Consider the following 13,562-nt stretch of genomic DNA (forward strand, 5'->3'; position numbering starts at 1 on the left):
GCTCCAGTCAGCGCGTCGGACGGGTCATCTGGAAGACGTCGCCGCCGTCGCAATAATCCATGTAGCCGAGGCGAGCGAGCGGCTTGACCGTCGCCATGTCAAAACGGCCGTCGCGGATCGCTTCCTCGCGGATATGGATGCCGACGACCTGGCCGATGACGACGTAGTTGTCGGACTGCGCGCCATCCAGGTCCTTCGGCTGGAACATTTCGGTCATCCGGCATTCGAGCGCGGCATAGGCTTCCGCGACGAAGGGCGCGTTAACCAGCGCGCCATCGACCGGCGTCAGTCCGGCGATCTCGAATTCGCTCTCGCCGTGCGGCGCCGGGATCGACGTCTTGTTCACGGCGGCGGCGAGATCACGGCTGGCGAAGCTCGCCGTGAATTCGCCGGTTGCCTCGATGTTGCGGACCGAATCCTTGTAGCCGCTCGAGGAAAACATAACGAGCTTCGGCCGGTCGCTGATGGCATTGAAGAAGGAATAGGGCGCGAGGTTCAGGGCGCCCTCGGCCGACCGCGTACCGATCCAACCGATCGGCCGCGGGGAGACGATCGCCTTGAAGGGGTCATGCGGCAGGCCATGACTGTTTAAGGCGGTCTCGTAGAACATCAGGCTTCCTCACCGACCCAGGTGACGATTTCGCCAAGCTCCGGCCGTGGCCGTTCCGTCGGCGGCACCATGGCAGTGCCGATATGGATGAAGCCGGCAATTTTCTCACCCGGCTTCACACCCAGCAACGGATAGGCGCGCTCGTCGAAGGCATACCATTCGGTCAGCCAGTTGGAGGCGTAGCCGAGCGCGTTCGCGGCCATCAGGAGGTTGAGGCAGACCGCACCGGCAGACATAACCTGCTCCCATTCGGGGATCTTGAAATGCGGCGCGGCGGTGCTGACGACGGCGACGACGACGGGCGCGCGCGACAGCCGGGTTTCCTCCACCTTGATCATCTCTTCAGACAGGTCGGGCTTCAGCTCCAGCGCCATCGCCTTCAGCTTGGCGCTGATGCGCACCCGTTCCTCGCCGCGATAGACGATGAAGCGCCAGGGCGCGAGCTTGCCGTGATCCGGCACGCGCGAGGCGAGCTTCAGCATTTCCTCGACTTCGGCCTTGCCGGGTCCAGGCGCTCCCATCTGGAAGGCGGGGATCGAGCGACGGGACGTCAGGTAGTCGACGAGCTTAATTTCGGTTTTCATGTCAGATGAATTCCACTAATTTGCCGCCCCACAGGCAGCCACGAAAATGCCATATCGGCGTCCCAAGTGGAGTCACTCAGTCAGGAAGTCAACTGTTCTCATGCGTGCGTTCTCTCGTATTTTCCTTAAGGCCGGTCTTGCGATCCTTATCGCCGGCACCGTGACGGGAAATGCGTTCGCCGAGGATCCGACCCAGGCCTTCGAAAGTTTCCCCTCGATCGCCGGCCCGCGCAAGATGCCGAAGCTGACGGGCTTCAGCCCGATGACATCAGATCCGCTTGCCGACGGCACGCTGAAGGACATCAAGCTCGAAGCGCTGCTCACGGAAAAAGGCGGACCGGTCGAGGCCGGCCTCACCTGGCGGGTGTTCAGCCCGATCCCCGGAAGCGACGGCAAGTTGCCGCTGCTTGCGACGTCGGAAGGCGGCTCCACCGCGTTCAACCTCGTGCCGGGCGACTATTTCGTCAACGTCTCCTTCGGACGCGCCTCGGCAACGCGCAAGATCCGCGTGCCCGAGCAAGGCGCGCTCGACAAGCAGGTGCTGGTGCTTGATGCCGGAGGCATGAAGCTCAATGCCGTCTCTGGCAGCGACGTCCGCATCCCACCGGCCGAACTCAGCTTCGACGTCTATTCCGCTGACACCAAGAGCGACGGCGAACGGGCTCTCATCATCGAGGACGTCAAGCCGAACACGGTGGTCCGGCTGGGCGCCGGAACCTATCACGTGACCTCCAGCTACGGCGGCACGACCAACGCCTCGACCGCTGCAGACATCCAGGTCGAAGCCGGCAAGCTGACCGAAGCAACCATGCAGCATCGCGCTGCCAAGCTCACGCTCAAGCTGGTCTCGGAGCCGGGCGGCGAAGCGATCGCCAACACCGCCTGGACGATCCTCACCTCCGCCGGCGACACGGTGAGCGAAGCCAACGGCGCCTTCCCGACGCAGGTTCTGCTTGAGGGCAGCTATTCCGCCGTGGCGCGCTACAAGGACAAGATCTACGAGCGCGACTTCACGGTGAAGGCCGGGGTCAACATGGACGTGGAAGTGCTGCTCAGCAGTGGCGGCAACAATGCGAACGCCAATGCGAGCGTCGTCTCGGAAGCACAGGACTAGTTCACGTAGCGGAAGGCTACTGACTTGACGTCAGCTTGCCCGCCGCATGAAACGCCGACGCGGCGGCGCCATGGAAAAGACCGCCTCATAGATGCGCGCCAGCAGATCCTTGCGATCGCCACAGGCACCGAGATCCTCGGGCGTCAGTACCCGGCCGATGCGCGCCGCGATCGTCGTTCCGGACAGGCGACGGAACTCGCGGATCAGCAGCGACAATCTCAGCGTCAGTGAAATCTTGCTCGCCAGGTGGAAGAACGGCCCGTTCTGCCCTTCGAAGTAGATCGGGATCACGCTCGCCCGCGCCGCCTGGATCAGCTTTGCCGGGAAGATCTTCCACGGCAGGTCCTCGGCGCGGCCAAAGCCCTTCGGCGCCGTCGCCACACCGCCGGCCGGGAAGATGACGATCGTCACGCCTTCCTTCAGCAGACGCAGCGCCTCATGGCGCGTCGCCATGTTGACCGCCAGTGCCTCCTTGGTTTCCTCGAAGGACACCGGCAAGGAGTAAGGCGCCATTTCCGGCACCTTCAGCAATTCGTTGTTGATGAGAACGCGGAACGGGCAGCCGAGTTGCTCGGCGAGCGCCAGGACGGCAATGCCGTCGCCGATGCCAAAGGGATGGTTGGCGATGATGACGATCGGCGTATCAGGCAAATTCCGCGGCGGCCACTCGCCCTTCGTCTGCAGCTTCACGTCGATGAGCTGCAGCATCTCTCCGAAGACCCGGTCGCTTTTGCCGACGATGTCGGACCGCCAGCGCGTATAGAGCCTGGCATAGCGGTTGCGGCCCGACAGGCCTTCCATGGAGCGAATGAACCAGCGCTTCAGGCGCCGGTCGTTCTCATTGGCGTAGGACAGCTCTTTGAACTGCACGGAAATCTCCGAGGGATACGATCTTATCCGGATATTCCGCTAATATGACAGTTTGCTGACAAAGCAAGTGCCCGGGGTCTCAACCCCGGGCTTTCTTTTCCAACTTGCGCTTGAGGTCCGGCGCCATGGCTTCGAGCGAAAGCGAGGCGATCGCTTCGTCGAGCGACATGGCGGTCTGCGCCTGCGAGCCCAGACGACGGATGTTGACCGAACGCTCTTCGGCCTCGCGCTTGCCGCAGACGACGATGACCGGAACCTTGGTCACCGAATGTTCGCGGACCTTGTAGTTGATCTTCTCGTTGCGGAAGTCGGTCTCGACGGTCAGGCCGGCGTCACGCAGCAGTTCGGCAACCTCGCGACCGTAGTCGTCGGCCTCGGACGTGATCGTCGCGACGACCACCTGCAGCGGCGAGACCCAGAGCGGCATGTGGCCGGCGAAGTTCTCGATCAGGATGCCGAGGAAGCGCTCCATCGAACCGCAGATGGCGCGATGGATCATCACCGGCTGGCGCTTTTCCGATTCCTTGTCGATGTAGAAGGCACCGAAACGCTCCGGCAGGTTGAAGTCGACCTGGGTCGTGCCGCACTGCCATTCGCGGCCGATGGCGTCCTTCAGCGTGTACTCGAACTTCGGACCGTAGAACGCGCCCTCACCCGGCAGAATGCCGGTCTTGATGCGGCCTTCCGACTGCGCCTCGATCGTCTTCAAGACGTCCATCATCACGCTTTCGGCGCGATCCCAGAGCTCGTCGGAACCGACGCGCTTGTCCGGACGGGTGGAGAGCTTGACCACCACTTCCTTGAAGCCGAAGTCCTCATAGACCGAGAGGATCAGGTCGTTGATGCGCAGGCATTCTTCCGCCATCTGCTCGTCGGTGCAGAACACGTGCGCGTCGTCCTGGGTAAAGCCGCGCACGCGCATCAGGCCATGCAGGGCGCCCGACGGCTCGTAGCGATGAACGTTACCGAATTCGGCGAGACGCACCGGCAGTTCGCGATAGGACTTCAGGCCATGCTTGAAGATCTGGATGTGGCCCGGGCAGTTCATCGGCTTCAGCGCGAAGATGCGCTCGTCGTCGGTCTCGTCACCGGCAACCGTCACCTTGAACATGTTGTCGCGGTACCAACCCCAGTGACCCGATGTTTCCCAGAGCGACTTGTCGAGCACCTGCGGCGCGTTGACTTCCTGGTAGGTGTTGGCGAGCCGGCGGCGCATATAGGCGACCAGCGTCTGGAACATGCGCCAGCCCTTGCCGTGCCAGAAGACGACGCCCGGGCCCTCTTCCTGGAAATGGAACAGGTCCATTTCGCGGCCAAGGCGACGGTGGTCACGCTTCTCGGCTTCGGCGAGCACGTGCAGGTACTGGTCGAGCTCTTCCTGGGTGTGCCAGGCCGTGCCGTAGATGCGGGTCAGCATCGCATTGTTGCTGTCGCCGCGCCAATAGGCGCCAGCCACCTTCATCAGCTTGAAGGCCGTGCCGATCTGGCCGGTCGAGGCCATGTGCGGGCCGCGGCAAAGGTCGAACCAGTCGCCCTGGTAGTAGATCTTGAGATCCTGCCCCTCGGGGATCGCGTCGACGAGTTCGACCTTGTAGGTCTCACCCTTGTCGGCGAACACCTGGCGGGCCTTGTCGCGCGACCAGACTTCCTTGGTGAAGGGCTTGTTGCGCGCGATGATCTCCTTCATCCGCTTTTCGATGACCGGCAGGTCGTCCGGCGTGAAGGGCTCGTTCTTGGCAAAGTCGTAGTAGAAGCCGTTGTCGATGACCGGACCGATGGTCACCTGTGTTCCCGGCCACAGTTCCTGCACGGCTTCCGCCATCACGTGCGCGGCATCGTGGCGGATCAGTTCGAGCGAACGCTTGTCGTCGCGAACGACGATCTCGAGCCGGCCATTGGTCACGGGATCAGACAGATCGCGCAACTCGTCGTCGAGCGCAATCGCGACCGCCTTCTTGGCGAGCGACTTCGAAATCGATTCTGCCACGTCACGGCCGGTCGTGCCGAACGGGTATTCGCGCACCGAGCCATCAGGAAATGTAAGGGAAACAGGATTCGACATGATGATCTCCTATCCAGTCCCGCCAACGAATGCGGGTGGTATGGTTGACCGGAAATGACCGGTGAATTGACGATACAGCGTCGCATCCGTCAGACGCGCAGGGGCCGCTGTAGTGCTTTGGATTGCTGCATGTCCCTCAGCCGGAGGCGACCCAGGGAAACACGCCGTAGCCTGATAAAGGGTTTTCGAAAGTGAGTAAAGGCGAAGGCTGCGACGGAAACTAGCTGCGCAACATCTCGGCAAGCCCCTTCACCGTGTTCCAGTTGCGGAACGTTCCGATGCCGAGACGCTTGGTGGTCATGGCGCCGAGCAGTTTCGATTCGCTCGCCTGGCCGGCGAAATGTACCCAGAGATCACCATCGACGACGGCAAGGCGTTCGCCCGCGCTACAGTAGCGCCGCAGCCCGTCGAGCGCGGCTTCGTCGAGCGGATCGCGCATCACCCGCACGTGGACGCGCGTCGCATCGTCCTCGCCCTCGTCGTGAAATGGATTGGAGGCCGCAAGCGTCAGCCAGCCGGCGCCGGACCGGACGATAATGTCGACATGCCGGCCAAATGTCGCGGCGAAAGCCTTCTCGAGCGGCGTTTCGAGGGCACGGGCGGACGTTTGTCCGGTCTCAAAGACGAGATTGCCTGTCGCAACCAGGGTTCGCGGTGCGCGAAAGCCGAGGCCATCGGCCATCCCTCGCAGATCGGCCATCACGACGCGCCGCCCGGCACCGAGAACGATGCTATAGAGCAAGGCGACGTAGCTGTTCATCTCGTCTCCCATTCACGCGCGCCAGAAATCGGCTGCACCTGCGGGCAGCCGGGCAAGAACCCGGTCGAGCTTCGCCTCGTCGATGTTGCGACGCAAGGCGCCAGCCACGTCGGCGATGGCGCTGTCGGGCGAGATGTTGTGGTCCGGCCGGAGCGCCTGCACTTCGCGGGTCATGGCGATACGCCCCGAAAACGGAGGTCTAGGCTCTTCAAGATCCCATTCGGCAACGAAGATCGCCCTGACGACAGGGGGCAGGACGTCGGCAAACAGGATGGCGTCCTCGATATCCAGTCGCCGGCGAAACGTCTGCAGCACCGCCTGCACCATCGTATAGGCTTGGTTCGTTGTCTGCAGCCCGGCAAGCTCGCAGACATCGAGGATGAAGCGATCGAAGTCTTCAGAAGCCTGGCGGTATTCCATCGGCATGGGCATGGCGATCATCCAACCTTCGGCCGCGGTCGCCAAAAACGCCACGGCGCATACCAGACGAGGCGCGGTTCGAGCCGCTCCGGCACCGGATCGAAACCATGCGTTCCGCCCGGTCCGCAGCGGGCCACGCGAAACAGCGTCATCCAGCCTCCGGCCCAGAAGCCATGGCGGGCGATGGCCTCGTAGCCATATTCCGAGCAGGTCGGAAGATGCCGGCACGAATTGCCGATAAAGCTCGAAAGCGTCAACTGATAGGCGCGGATCAGCGCCATGCCCGCAAGCCGCCCCGGTGTCTTGCTGTAGGGGCCGGACCAGTTTCGGCCACGGACCGCCGGCGCTGCCTTCCCGTGCTCCGCATGCCGGCAATTCGGTTCGCCGCACATTTCAGACGGCCGCGAGCGGTCGCTTCGCCTCGATCTGCTCGATGGCATCGACGACGGCATCGAAGGTCAACATAGTCGACGCGTGGCGCGCCTTGTAATCCTTCACAGGACGCAGGAAGCGCATGTCCTCGAAACGGCCCGAAGGCCCCTCGCCGTCCGCCTTCAACATGGCCAGCATGTCTGCGCGGGCCTGGCGGATCTCTTCCGCGGCGGCGCCGACGACATGGCGAGCCATGATCGAGGACGACGCCTGGCCGAGCGCGCAGGCTTTCACGTCATGGGCGAAATCGGTGACCACGCCACCGTCCATCTTCAGCCAGATATGCACCTTGGAACCGCAAAGCTTCGAATGCGCCGTCGCGTCTGCATCGGCATCGCCGAGCGTCCCGACACGCGGAATATTGCCGGCAAATTCGAGAATTCGGCTATTGTAGATGTCATCCATCATTTGACGCGATCCGACTGATTTTTCGCGGTTTTGAGTGATCGACGCATGATTTTCTCCGGTAGACGGGAAAAAAGCACGACGCAACACGCTCCGCCTCTTTCATCTCTGTGGCACCATACTATATGCTATGTCGTGTTGGGGTGACAGTTCCGCAAGGGACGAATGTCGCCTGTTGTTTGGGAAACCGTGCCGGAAGGTCCAGTGCACTGTTAAGCCAGGACCCGAAAGCCCCGGAGCCCGCCGACGGAACCCAAGCCTGCAGGGTTAGGCGAATGGCCAGTGGCGAGTTGTCCGAAAGATAAAACGTCAAGCAATCCCGTATTGCTCAAAGAGGCCATTATGGACGCCATAGTGAAGAATTTTCCCGTGCTCGACGATGCGAGCGGCCGCCCGACCCAGAAGGAAGCCGAGGAAGCCGTGCGCGTTCTTTTGCGCTGGGCCGGCGAAGATCCGGAACGCGAAGGCCTGAAGGACACGCCTGCCCGCGTGGCCAAATCCTATCGCGAGCTTTTCAGCGGTTATGATCTTGCCCCGGAAGACGTGCTCGGCCGCACCTTCGAGGAAGTTGCCGGCTACGACGACATGGTGCTTGTCAAGGACATCCCGTTCTATTCGCATTGCGAGCACCACATGGTGCCGATCATCGGCAAGGCGCATGTAGCCTATCTGCCGAACGGGCGCGTGCTTGGCCTGTCGAAGATCGCCCGCGTGGTCGATATCTACGGCCGCCGGCTGCAGACCCAGGAATCGATGACGGCGCAGATCGCCAAGGCGATAGACGAGTCTCTCGCCCCGCGCGGCGTTGCCGTGATGATCGAAGCCGAGCATATGTGCATGGCGATGCGCGGCGTGCAGAAGCAAGGCTCGACAACGCTGACGACCACATTTACGGGTACGTTCCAGACGGAACCGGCCGAGCAGGCTCGGTTCATGACGATGATCAGGGGCTTCAAGTAAGGCTCCGACAGACGGAGCCTTTCCATGACGCTCACCTTCGACGCTCCCTCCTCAGACAAGGCCGAACTGGAAACCGGTCCGGCCTTCACGCCACGTTTCGATGAAAAGGGGCTGATCACCGCCGTCGTCACCGACGCGCGGGATGGCGAACTGCTGATGGTCGCCCACATGAATGCGGAGGCTCTCGCGCTGACGATCGAGACCGGCGTGGCCCACTACTACAGCCGCTCGCGCAAGAGCCTGTGGAAGAAGGGCGAAAGCTCGGGCAACCTGCAGACGGTCAAGGAAATCCGAACCGATTGCGATCAGGATGCGATCTGGCTGAAGGTCTCGGTCGCGGGTCATGACGCCACCTGTCACACCGGCCGCCGCTCCTGTTTCTATCGCACCGTCGGCATCGAAGACGGCAAGGCCGGCGTCAAAATCACCGACGACCACAGGCATTTCGACCCCGCCGAGATCTACGATAAAAATTAAGCATCGCGCATCTTTTTGGCGCGGGTACATGCTATATTTATACTTTGGAAACCAACCGGGCGCCTAATCCTTGAAACAAGGATGCGGCGCAATCGGAACGATGTGGTTCCCAACCGTATTGCAAACTGTATCCAATGTTTATCGGTCATGCCGCAATCGTCGGCGGGATCGGTGATATACCTTAGAGAATGGTGCCAGTCTTTCACGATGAAACAGGACAAGGCCGGCACCGGCGCCGGCTTGGCGGAGCCTCCCCAGGACGCGCGCAGGAATTGCGTCTCTCCAGGATCAATCCCGACACCTGGAAGTTTAGTCAGTGATGAAATGCCACAGCGATCTTCGCGCATTGTCATCGACGTGTCGCGCTGCGGAGTGTTCGGCGGTGTTGGAGGTGCCGGATGTTGAATTGGTCGTTTACGCGTAGCAACCAGATTACGGATCTGTCCGGACCGGACGGGACATCGATTTCGACAACGCCGCCAGAACCGGCACACACCCCGCAAAAACCGAAGATCGCAATCGCGCTTGGCGGCGGTGCCGCTCGTGGCTGGGCTCATATCGGCGTGCTGCGTGCTCTCGACGAAGAAGGCATCGAAGTGGGCATGATCGCCGGCACCTCGATCGGCGCGCTGGTCGGTGGCTGCTATCTTGCCGGCAAGCTCGACGAACTCGAAGCCTTTGCCCGCTCTCTCACTGTGCGCCGGATCGCAGGCCTGCTCGATTTCGCCATCGGCGGCGGCGGTCTTTTCGGCGGCCTGCGCCTGACCAAGCGCATGCAGGAACACCTGGAGGGTCTCAGCATCGAAGGTCTCGACAGGCCGTTCATTGCCGTGGCGACCGAAGTCCACAGCGGCCACGAAGTCTGGCTCGAGAAGGGATCGCTGATCACTGCCATCCGCGCCTCCTATGCCCTGCCCGGCATCTTCGAGCCGATCAAGGCGAACGGACGCACGCTGATCGATGGCGCGCTCGTCAATCCGGTTCCGGTCTCGGTCTGCCGCGCCCATGAGCAGCAACTCGTTGTCGCCGTCAATCTCAACTACGATCTCTACGGCCGCTCCGCCGTCGTCAAGCACAGCGCCGGCGCAGAATCGATGGACGCCCCGGCGAAAGAACCGCCGCACCACTCTCGCCTCGGCATGACTGGTGTCATGGTCCAGGCGTTCAACATCATCCAGGACCGTATCTCGCGCGCGCGGCTTGCCGGCGACCCGCCGGATCTGGCGCTGCACCCGAAGCTCAACGACATCGGCCTTTCGGAGTTTCACCGCGCCGGCGAGGCCATCGACCGCGGTTATCTCGAAGCCAAGGCCAGGCTGGGGGAAATCCAACGCATGCAGGAGGCGCTTGTGCGCTGACACGGCGCCGGTGCCTCTGCCGAGGACAAGGTTTACCCTGTCTTCCCAACCAACTCAGTGTTTTGCCAACAATTCAGTGAAACGTCGCGACGCCGGATCGCGGTTGGGCGGCACGCATGTTCGCGGCCCGACCATTCAGCCAGACTGGCCCGCGACGCCTTCGGCCGCGCGGCCACGGACACAAGAACAAGAGGGCGGCATCAAGCCGCCCGTTCCCGTCAGCCGGCGATATAGGCCTTGATCTGCTCGGTCTCGTGCTCGATGGCGCGGATGTGATGCTTGATCACGTCGCCGATCGAGACGATGCCGGCAAGCTGGCCGTCCCTTTCGACCGGCAGGTGACGAGCCCTGAGCTTGCTCATCATCTCCATCAGGGTCTGGACCGACATATCCTCGGTGCAACAGTAGACATTCTGCCACATGACGGCCGCGACAGGACGCTCGAGACAGGTCGCACCCTGCTTGGCAATCGCTGCGACGATGTCGCGCTCGGTGAGGATGCCTGCGATCTGATCGTCCGCATCAAGGATGACGACCGCACCGATATGATTGTCACGCAAGAGGATGGCAGCCTGTTGGACTGTCATCTGAGGGCCGACAGATACCACGTTGCGGCCCTTTTCATCGAGTATGGCTTTTACTGACATGCGCATGTCTCCCGTTGCGACAACACCGGGTCGGCAGGGAAAGGTCCAGCCATCTCACGTGCGGTACGGTCGAGCGATGGAACCTGTACCCTGGCCGCTTGCGAAAGCCCTCCCGCGTGCTCCTCAAACGCTGATGGCATTCGATACCCGGCCTACACGGGCCGCCCAGTCTTTCGATCACGGGCGACCGTAACAAATGGTGCGCCAGCGCCTTGGGGAAATCAAGCGCTCACAAGCGCCGTCCGCCGATCTTTCGCACCGTCAGTCGCGCGGATCGAAGAGGCTGAAGAGCAGAAAGCCGAAGAGGAACCCGCCGATATGCGCTTCCCAGGCGACGCTGCCTGCCCCGCCCGGAGTGAACATGCCGAGGCCGATCAGGAAATTGGTCAGGAACCAGATGCCGGCGAAAACGACGACGGACCGGTTGGCCAGCGCCTCACCGACGTCAAGACGGCGATTGAGGTGGGCAAACTGACGGCTGATGCGCCCGCTTGGCGAAAAGACGAAACGCGCCGCAGCCCCCATGAAGCCGGAAACAACGCCGGACGCGCCGACGACGACGATCATCTCCCCCCAGTGAAACGCCGTATGCAGCGCGACAGCGGCCGCCGCCGACAGGCACCAGAACACGGCCAGCCGCCCCATGCCGATCCGCCGGACGACCGGCGCACCGAAAGCCACCATCCAGAAGATGTTGAAGATCAGGTGCTCCCAGCTTCCGTGCAGGAACGAATAGGTGACGGGGCTCCAGAGCCAGGCGAGCCCCTGCTCTGCCAGGGGGTGATCGTAGCGCGCCGGCAGAAACGCGAAATTGAAGATGATCTCCTGATCGATCGCCGGTGGCAGGATGTAGGTCCGCAAGACGTGGATTGAGATGAGGAACAGCAGGATGAAGGTCAGCCCCGCCGGCAGATTGAAGGCGGGCTCGCGCGCCGGGCTCGCAGCGTCTTCGCGCTCTGCTTCCGGTGGCGTCGCCGTCTGATCTCGTTCCATGGTTGCCGTTCTCTTCCCTGCTGCGCCCGCACAATCCCGCGTGATCGCGGCGATGGCATGGCATCGCCGAAATTGGGACTGGATTGGGGCGACCAGCCATAAGCAAACAAAAAAAGACCGTCCAGCAAAAACTGAACGGTCGCCAAGCTCAAATCCGAGCTCCAGTTCAAGTGCCGAAGACAACGCTTCGTAAAGTGATGCCCTCCCCTGCCAGTTGCAGCGGCGCGCTGCAACGGAAACCGTTTGTTAACCTTAATTTCCGGCTGGCACGGTTTTCGCTCCCTGAACCTCAGAACCGAAATGCACGGCCGAAGCTGTCTCGAACCGGGACACGAAGGGCCGCACGAGTGGAATGAACGACGCGATGCGCAGCAATACGACGACGGAGCTTTTCCGATATTGGAACACCATTCGCGGGAAGCGCGAGCTTCCCCGCCGCGACGAGCTTGAACCCTCGGATATCAGAACGCTGCTGCCGAACCTGTTCATCCTCGAGCGCGACCGCAGCGCCGGCATTTCGTTCCGCCTGGCGGGAACCCAGGTCTGCGCGCTCTTCGGCCAGGAGTTGCGCGGCCGGCAATTCGGCATGCTCTGGCTCGGCAGCCAGGCTGCAAAGACGCAACGCATCACCGGCCAGGTCATGACGCACCGCGTGCCGCTCGTGCTTTCGGCCAAGGGTCGTACCGCCGACGCGCGCGAGGTCGATATCGAGACCCTGCTCTTGCCGCTCGCCTCCAGGGAAGGAGAAAGCGACCGGGTTCTGGGTGCGCTTTCGCCGCTTTCTCGCCCGCACTGGTTGCATGCGACCTCGATCGAATATCTCGACGTGACGGGCATGAAGGTCCTCGACCCCGACCGGACCGCCGTGTTTCGCGACGAGGATGCCCAGCAACAGAACGCAACTCTTCCAAAATCGCCGGCGGCCGGCCCATTTTCGAGCGAATTCCGCCAGTTTGGACATCTTCGTATTCTCGAAGGCGGACGCCGCGACTGACCTTGCCCGCTGTCCCGGGTTGACGCCCGGGACCAACCGCAGGACGAACCTTCTATTAACTTGAAAAGGTTAAGCTCCGCCAGCCAAGCCATGTCGCCACAGAGTCATCATGTTCTCGTTTCAGCACGCACAGAATACCGCTCCGAAACCGCACCACGAAGGTGCATTCCAGCGCGTTTCCGTGAACCTTACGGGGCGGCTGATGCTTGCGAATTATGACGAGTTCGAGTGCACGGCCATCGAAATGTCGCCCGGCGACGTCCTGCTTTCCTCACCCGCCCGGCCGCGCGGCGGCGAACGCATCATCGCCTATGTCGATCACGTCGGGCGCCTCGAAGGCACCGTGTCCCGCATCGCCGACGGCGCCTTCGTCATCCAACTCAACGCCACCGAGCGCAAACGCGAGAAACTGGCGGCCCAGCTCACCTGGATCGCCAACAAGCACGAACTCGGCCTGCCCGAAGACCGCCGCCATGATCGCCTTGCGCCGCGCAAGACGGCGACCGAACTGACGCTCGACACCGGCGTCAAGCTTCCCTGCCGCATCATCGATCTTTCGCTCTCCGGCGCCGCGATCGACATCGAGAACCGTCCGCCGATCGGCACCCAGATCTTGCTCGGCAACATGAAAGGGAAGATCGTTCGCCACTTCCAGGAAGGCTGCGCCATCGAGTTTTCGGGCGTCCAGTCCCGCGAGGCACTGACCGAATTCCTCTAACGGCGCGCCTGCGCCGCACGCTGGCATTGGGCAAGCGCCCGATCATCCCGCGATCGTCTTATCTGGCAAAAGCCGCCTTTCGGCCCCGCTCGCGCGGCAGCGCGCAGCCGCTTTCCTTTCCCGCACCAGTTCCCTCCGCATGACTGCGCCCAGCCCGA

At 62.3% G+C, this 13,562-nt stretch carries 16 protein-coding genes; 6 read left to right on the top strand and 10 right to left on the bottom strand.

Features of this window, described 5'->3' with window-relative positions; translation table 11 throughout:
- Positions 1-7: 7 nt before the first annotated feature.
- Together XB14_RS10175 and XB14_RS10180 are read right to left on the bottom strand one after the other, a co-directional pair.
- Complete coding sequence (locus XB14_RS10175) at positions 8-610, bottom strand: flavin reductase family protein (RefSeq protein ID WP_077961457.1); 603 nt, start codon at positions 608-610, stop codon at positions 8-10.
- A complete protein-coding gene (locus XB14_RS10180) occupies positions 610-1,194 on the bottom strand; it encodes a nitroreductase family protein (RefSeq protein WP_077961458.1) in 585 nt (194 codons plus the stop codon). Before XB14_RS10180 ends, XB14_RS10175 begins: the two co-directional genes overlap by 1 nt.
- A gap of 100 nt (positions 1,195-1,294) precedes the next feature.
- Here XB14_RS10180 and XB14_RS10185 point away from each other — a divergent pair, with 100 nt between their 5' ends.
- The gene (locus XB14_RS10185) at positions 1,295-2,308 is read left to right on the top strand and encodes a hypothetical protein (RefSeq protein ID WP_077961459.1); all 1,014 of its coding nucleotides are present in this window, start codon (positions 1,295-1,297) and stop codon (positions 2,306-2,308) included.
- 30 nt (positions 2,309-2,338) lie between these two features.
- On the opposite strand, the gene XB14_RS10190 is transcribed toward XB14_RS10185, so the two are convergent.
- From XB14_RS10190 to XB14_RS10215, 6 genes are all read right to left on the bottom strand, one after another.
- Complete coding sequence (locus XB14_RS10190; RefSeq protein WP_077961460.1) at positions 2,339-3,178, bottom strand: lysophospholipid acyltransferase family protein; 840 nt, start codon at positions 3,176-3,178, stop codon at positions 2,339-2,341.
- Between the two features lie 79 nt (positions 3,179-3,257).
- A complete protein-coding gene (gene thrS / locus XB14_RS10195) occupies positions 3,258-5,240 on the bottom strand; it encodes a threonine--tRNA ligase (RefSeq protein ID WP_077961461.1) in 1,983 nt (660 codons plus the stop codon).
- A 220-nt stretch (positions 5,241-5,460) separates the two neighbouring features.
- Complete coding sequence (locus XB14_RS10200) at positions 5,461-6,000, bottom strand: DUF1697 domain-containing protein (RefSeq protein WP_077961462.1); 540 nt, start codon at positions 5,998-6,000, stop codon at positions 5,461-5,463.
- A 12-nt stretch (positions 6,001-6,012) separates the two neighbouring features.
- Positions 6,013-6,441 carry a DUF2267 domain-containing protein gene (locus tag XB14_RS10205; RefSeq protein WP_077961463.1) on the bottom strand — a complete coding sequence of 143 codons (429 nt, stop codon included), beginning with the start codon at positions 6,439-6,441 and terminating at the stop codon, positions 6,013-6,015.
- Positions 6,438-6,812 carry a membrane protein insertion efficiency factor YidD gene (gene yidD, locus XB14_RS10210; RefSeq protein ID WP_077961464.1) on the bottom strand — a complete coding sequence of 125 codons (375 nt, stop codon included), beginning with the start codon at positions 6,810-6,812 and terminating at the stop codon, positions 6,438-6,440. The genes XB14_RS10205 and yidD overlap by 4 nt, the downstream gene beginning before the upstream one ends.
- A gap of 1 nt (position 6,813) precedes the next feature.
- Positions 6,814-7,260, bottom strand: a complete 447-nt coding sequence (locus XB14_RS10215) for an iron-sulfur cluster assembly scaffold protein (RefSeq protein ID WP_143348319.1) — start codon at positions 7,258-7,260, stop codon at positions 6,814-6,816.
- 339 nt (positions 7,261-7,599) lie between these two features.
- Between XB14_RS10215 and folE the strand changes: the two genes are divergently transcribed.
- From folE to XB14_RS10230, 3 genes are all read left to right on the top strand, one after another.
- Positions 7,600-8,217, top strand: a complete 618-nt coding sequence (folE, locus tag XB14_RS10220; protein WP_077961957.1) for a GTP cyclohydrolase I FolE — start codon at positions 7,600-7,602, stop codon at positions 8,215-8,217.
- Between the two features lie 24 nt (positions 8,218-8,241).
- Positions 8,242-8,694: a phosphoribosyl-AMP cyclohydrolase gene (gene hisI, locus XB14_RS10225; RefSeq protein WP_077961465.1), complete on the top strand. Its 453-nt coding sequence runs from the start codon at positions 8,242-8,244 to the stop codon at positions 8,692-8,694.
- Between the two features lie 398 nt (positions 8,695-9,092).
- The gene (locus XB14_RS10230; protein ID WP_077961466.1) at positions 9,093-10,052 is read left to right on the top strand and encodes a patatin-like phospholipase family protein; all 960 of its coding nucleotides are present in this window, start codon (positions 9,093-9,095) and stop codon (positions 10,050-10,052) included.
- A 218-nt stretch (positions 10,053-10,270) separates the two neighbouring features.
- Here XB14_RS10230 and XB14_RS10235 read toward each other — a convergent pair whose 3' ends face one another.
- Together XB14_RS10235 and XB14_RS10240 are read right to left on the bottom strand one after the other, a co-directional pair.
- The gene (locus XB14_RS10235) at positions 10,271-10,699 is read right to left on the bottom strand and encodes a CBS domain-containing protein (RefSeq protein WP_077961467.1); all 429 of its coding nucleotides are present in this window, start codon (positions 10,697-10,699) and stop codon (positions 10,271-10,273) included.
- A 261-nt stretch (positions 10,700-10,960) separates the two neighbouring features.
- Positions 10,961-11,692, bottom strand: a complete 732-nt coding sequence (locus XB14_RS10240) for a rhomboid family intramembrane serine protease (protein ID WP_077961468.1) — start codon at positions 11,690-11,692, stop codon at positions 10,961-10,963.
- Between the two features lie 364 nt (positions 11,693-12,056).
- Here XB14_RS10240 and XB14_RS10245 point away from each other — a divergent pair, with 364 nt between their 5' ends.
- Both XB14_RS10245 and XB14_RS10250 read left to right on the top strand, forming a co-directional pair.
- Entirely contained in the window at positions 12,057-12,686 is a 630-nt protein-coding gene (locus XB14_RS10245; protein WP_077961958.1) for a PAS domain-containing protein, read from the top strand.
- Positions 12,687-12,795: 109 nt separating this feature from the next.
- Positions 12,796-13,404: a PilZ domain-containing protein gene (locus tag XB14_RS10250; protein WP_077961469.1), complete on the top strand. Its 609-nt coding sequence runs from the start codon at positions 12,796-12,798 to the stop codon at positions 13,402-13,404.
- Positions 13,405-13,562 lie beyond the last annotated feature (158 nt).

The organism is Ensifer adhaerens (genome assembly GCF_002007205.1).
Classification (GTDB): domain Bacteria; phylum Pseudomonadota; class Alphaproteobacteria; order Rhizobiales; family Rhizobiaceae; genus Ensifer; species Ensifer adhaerens_D.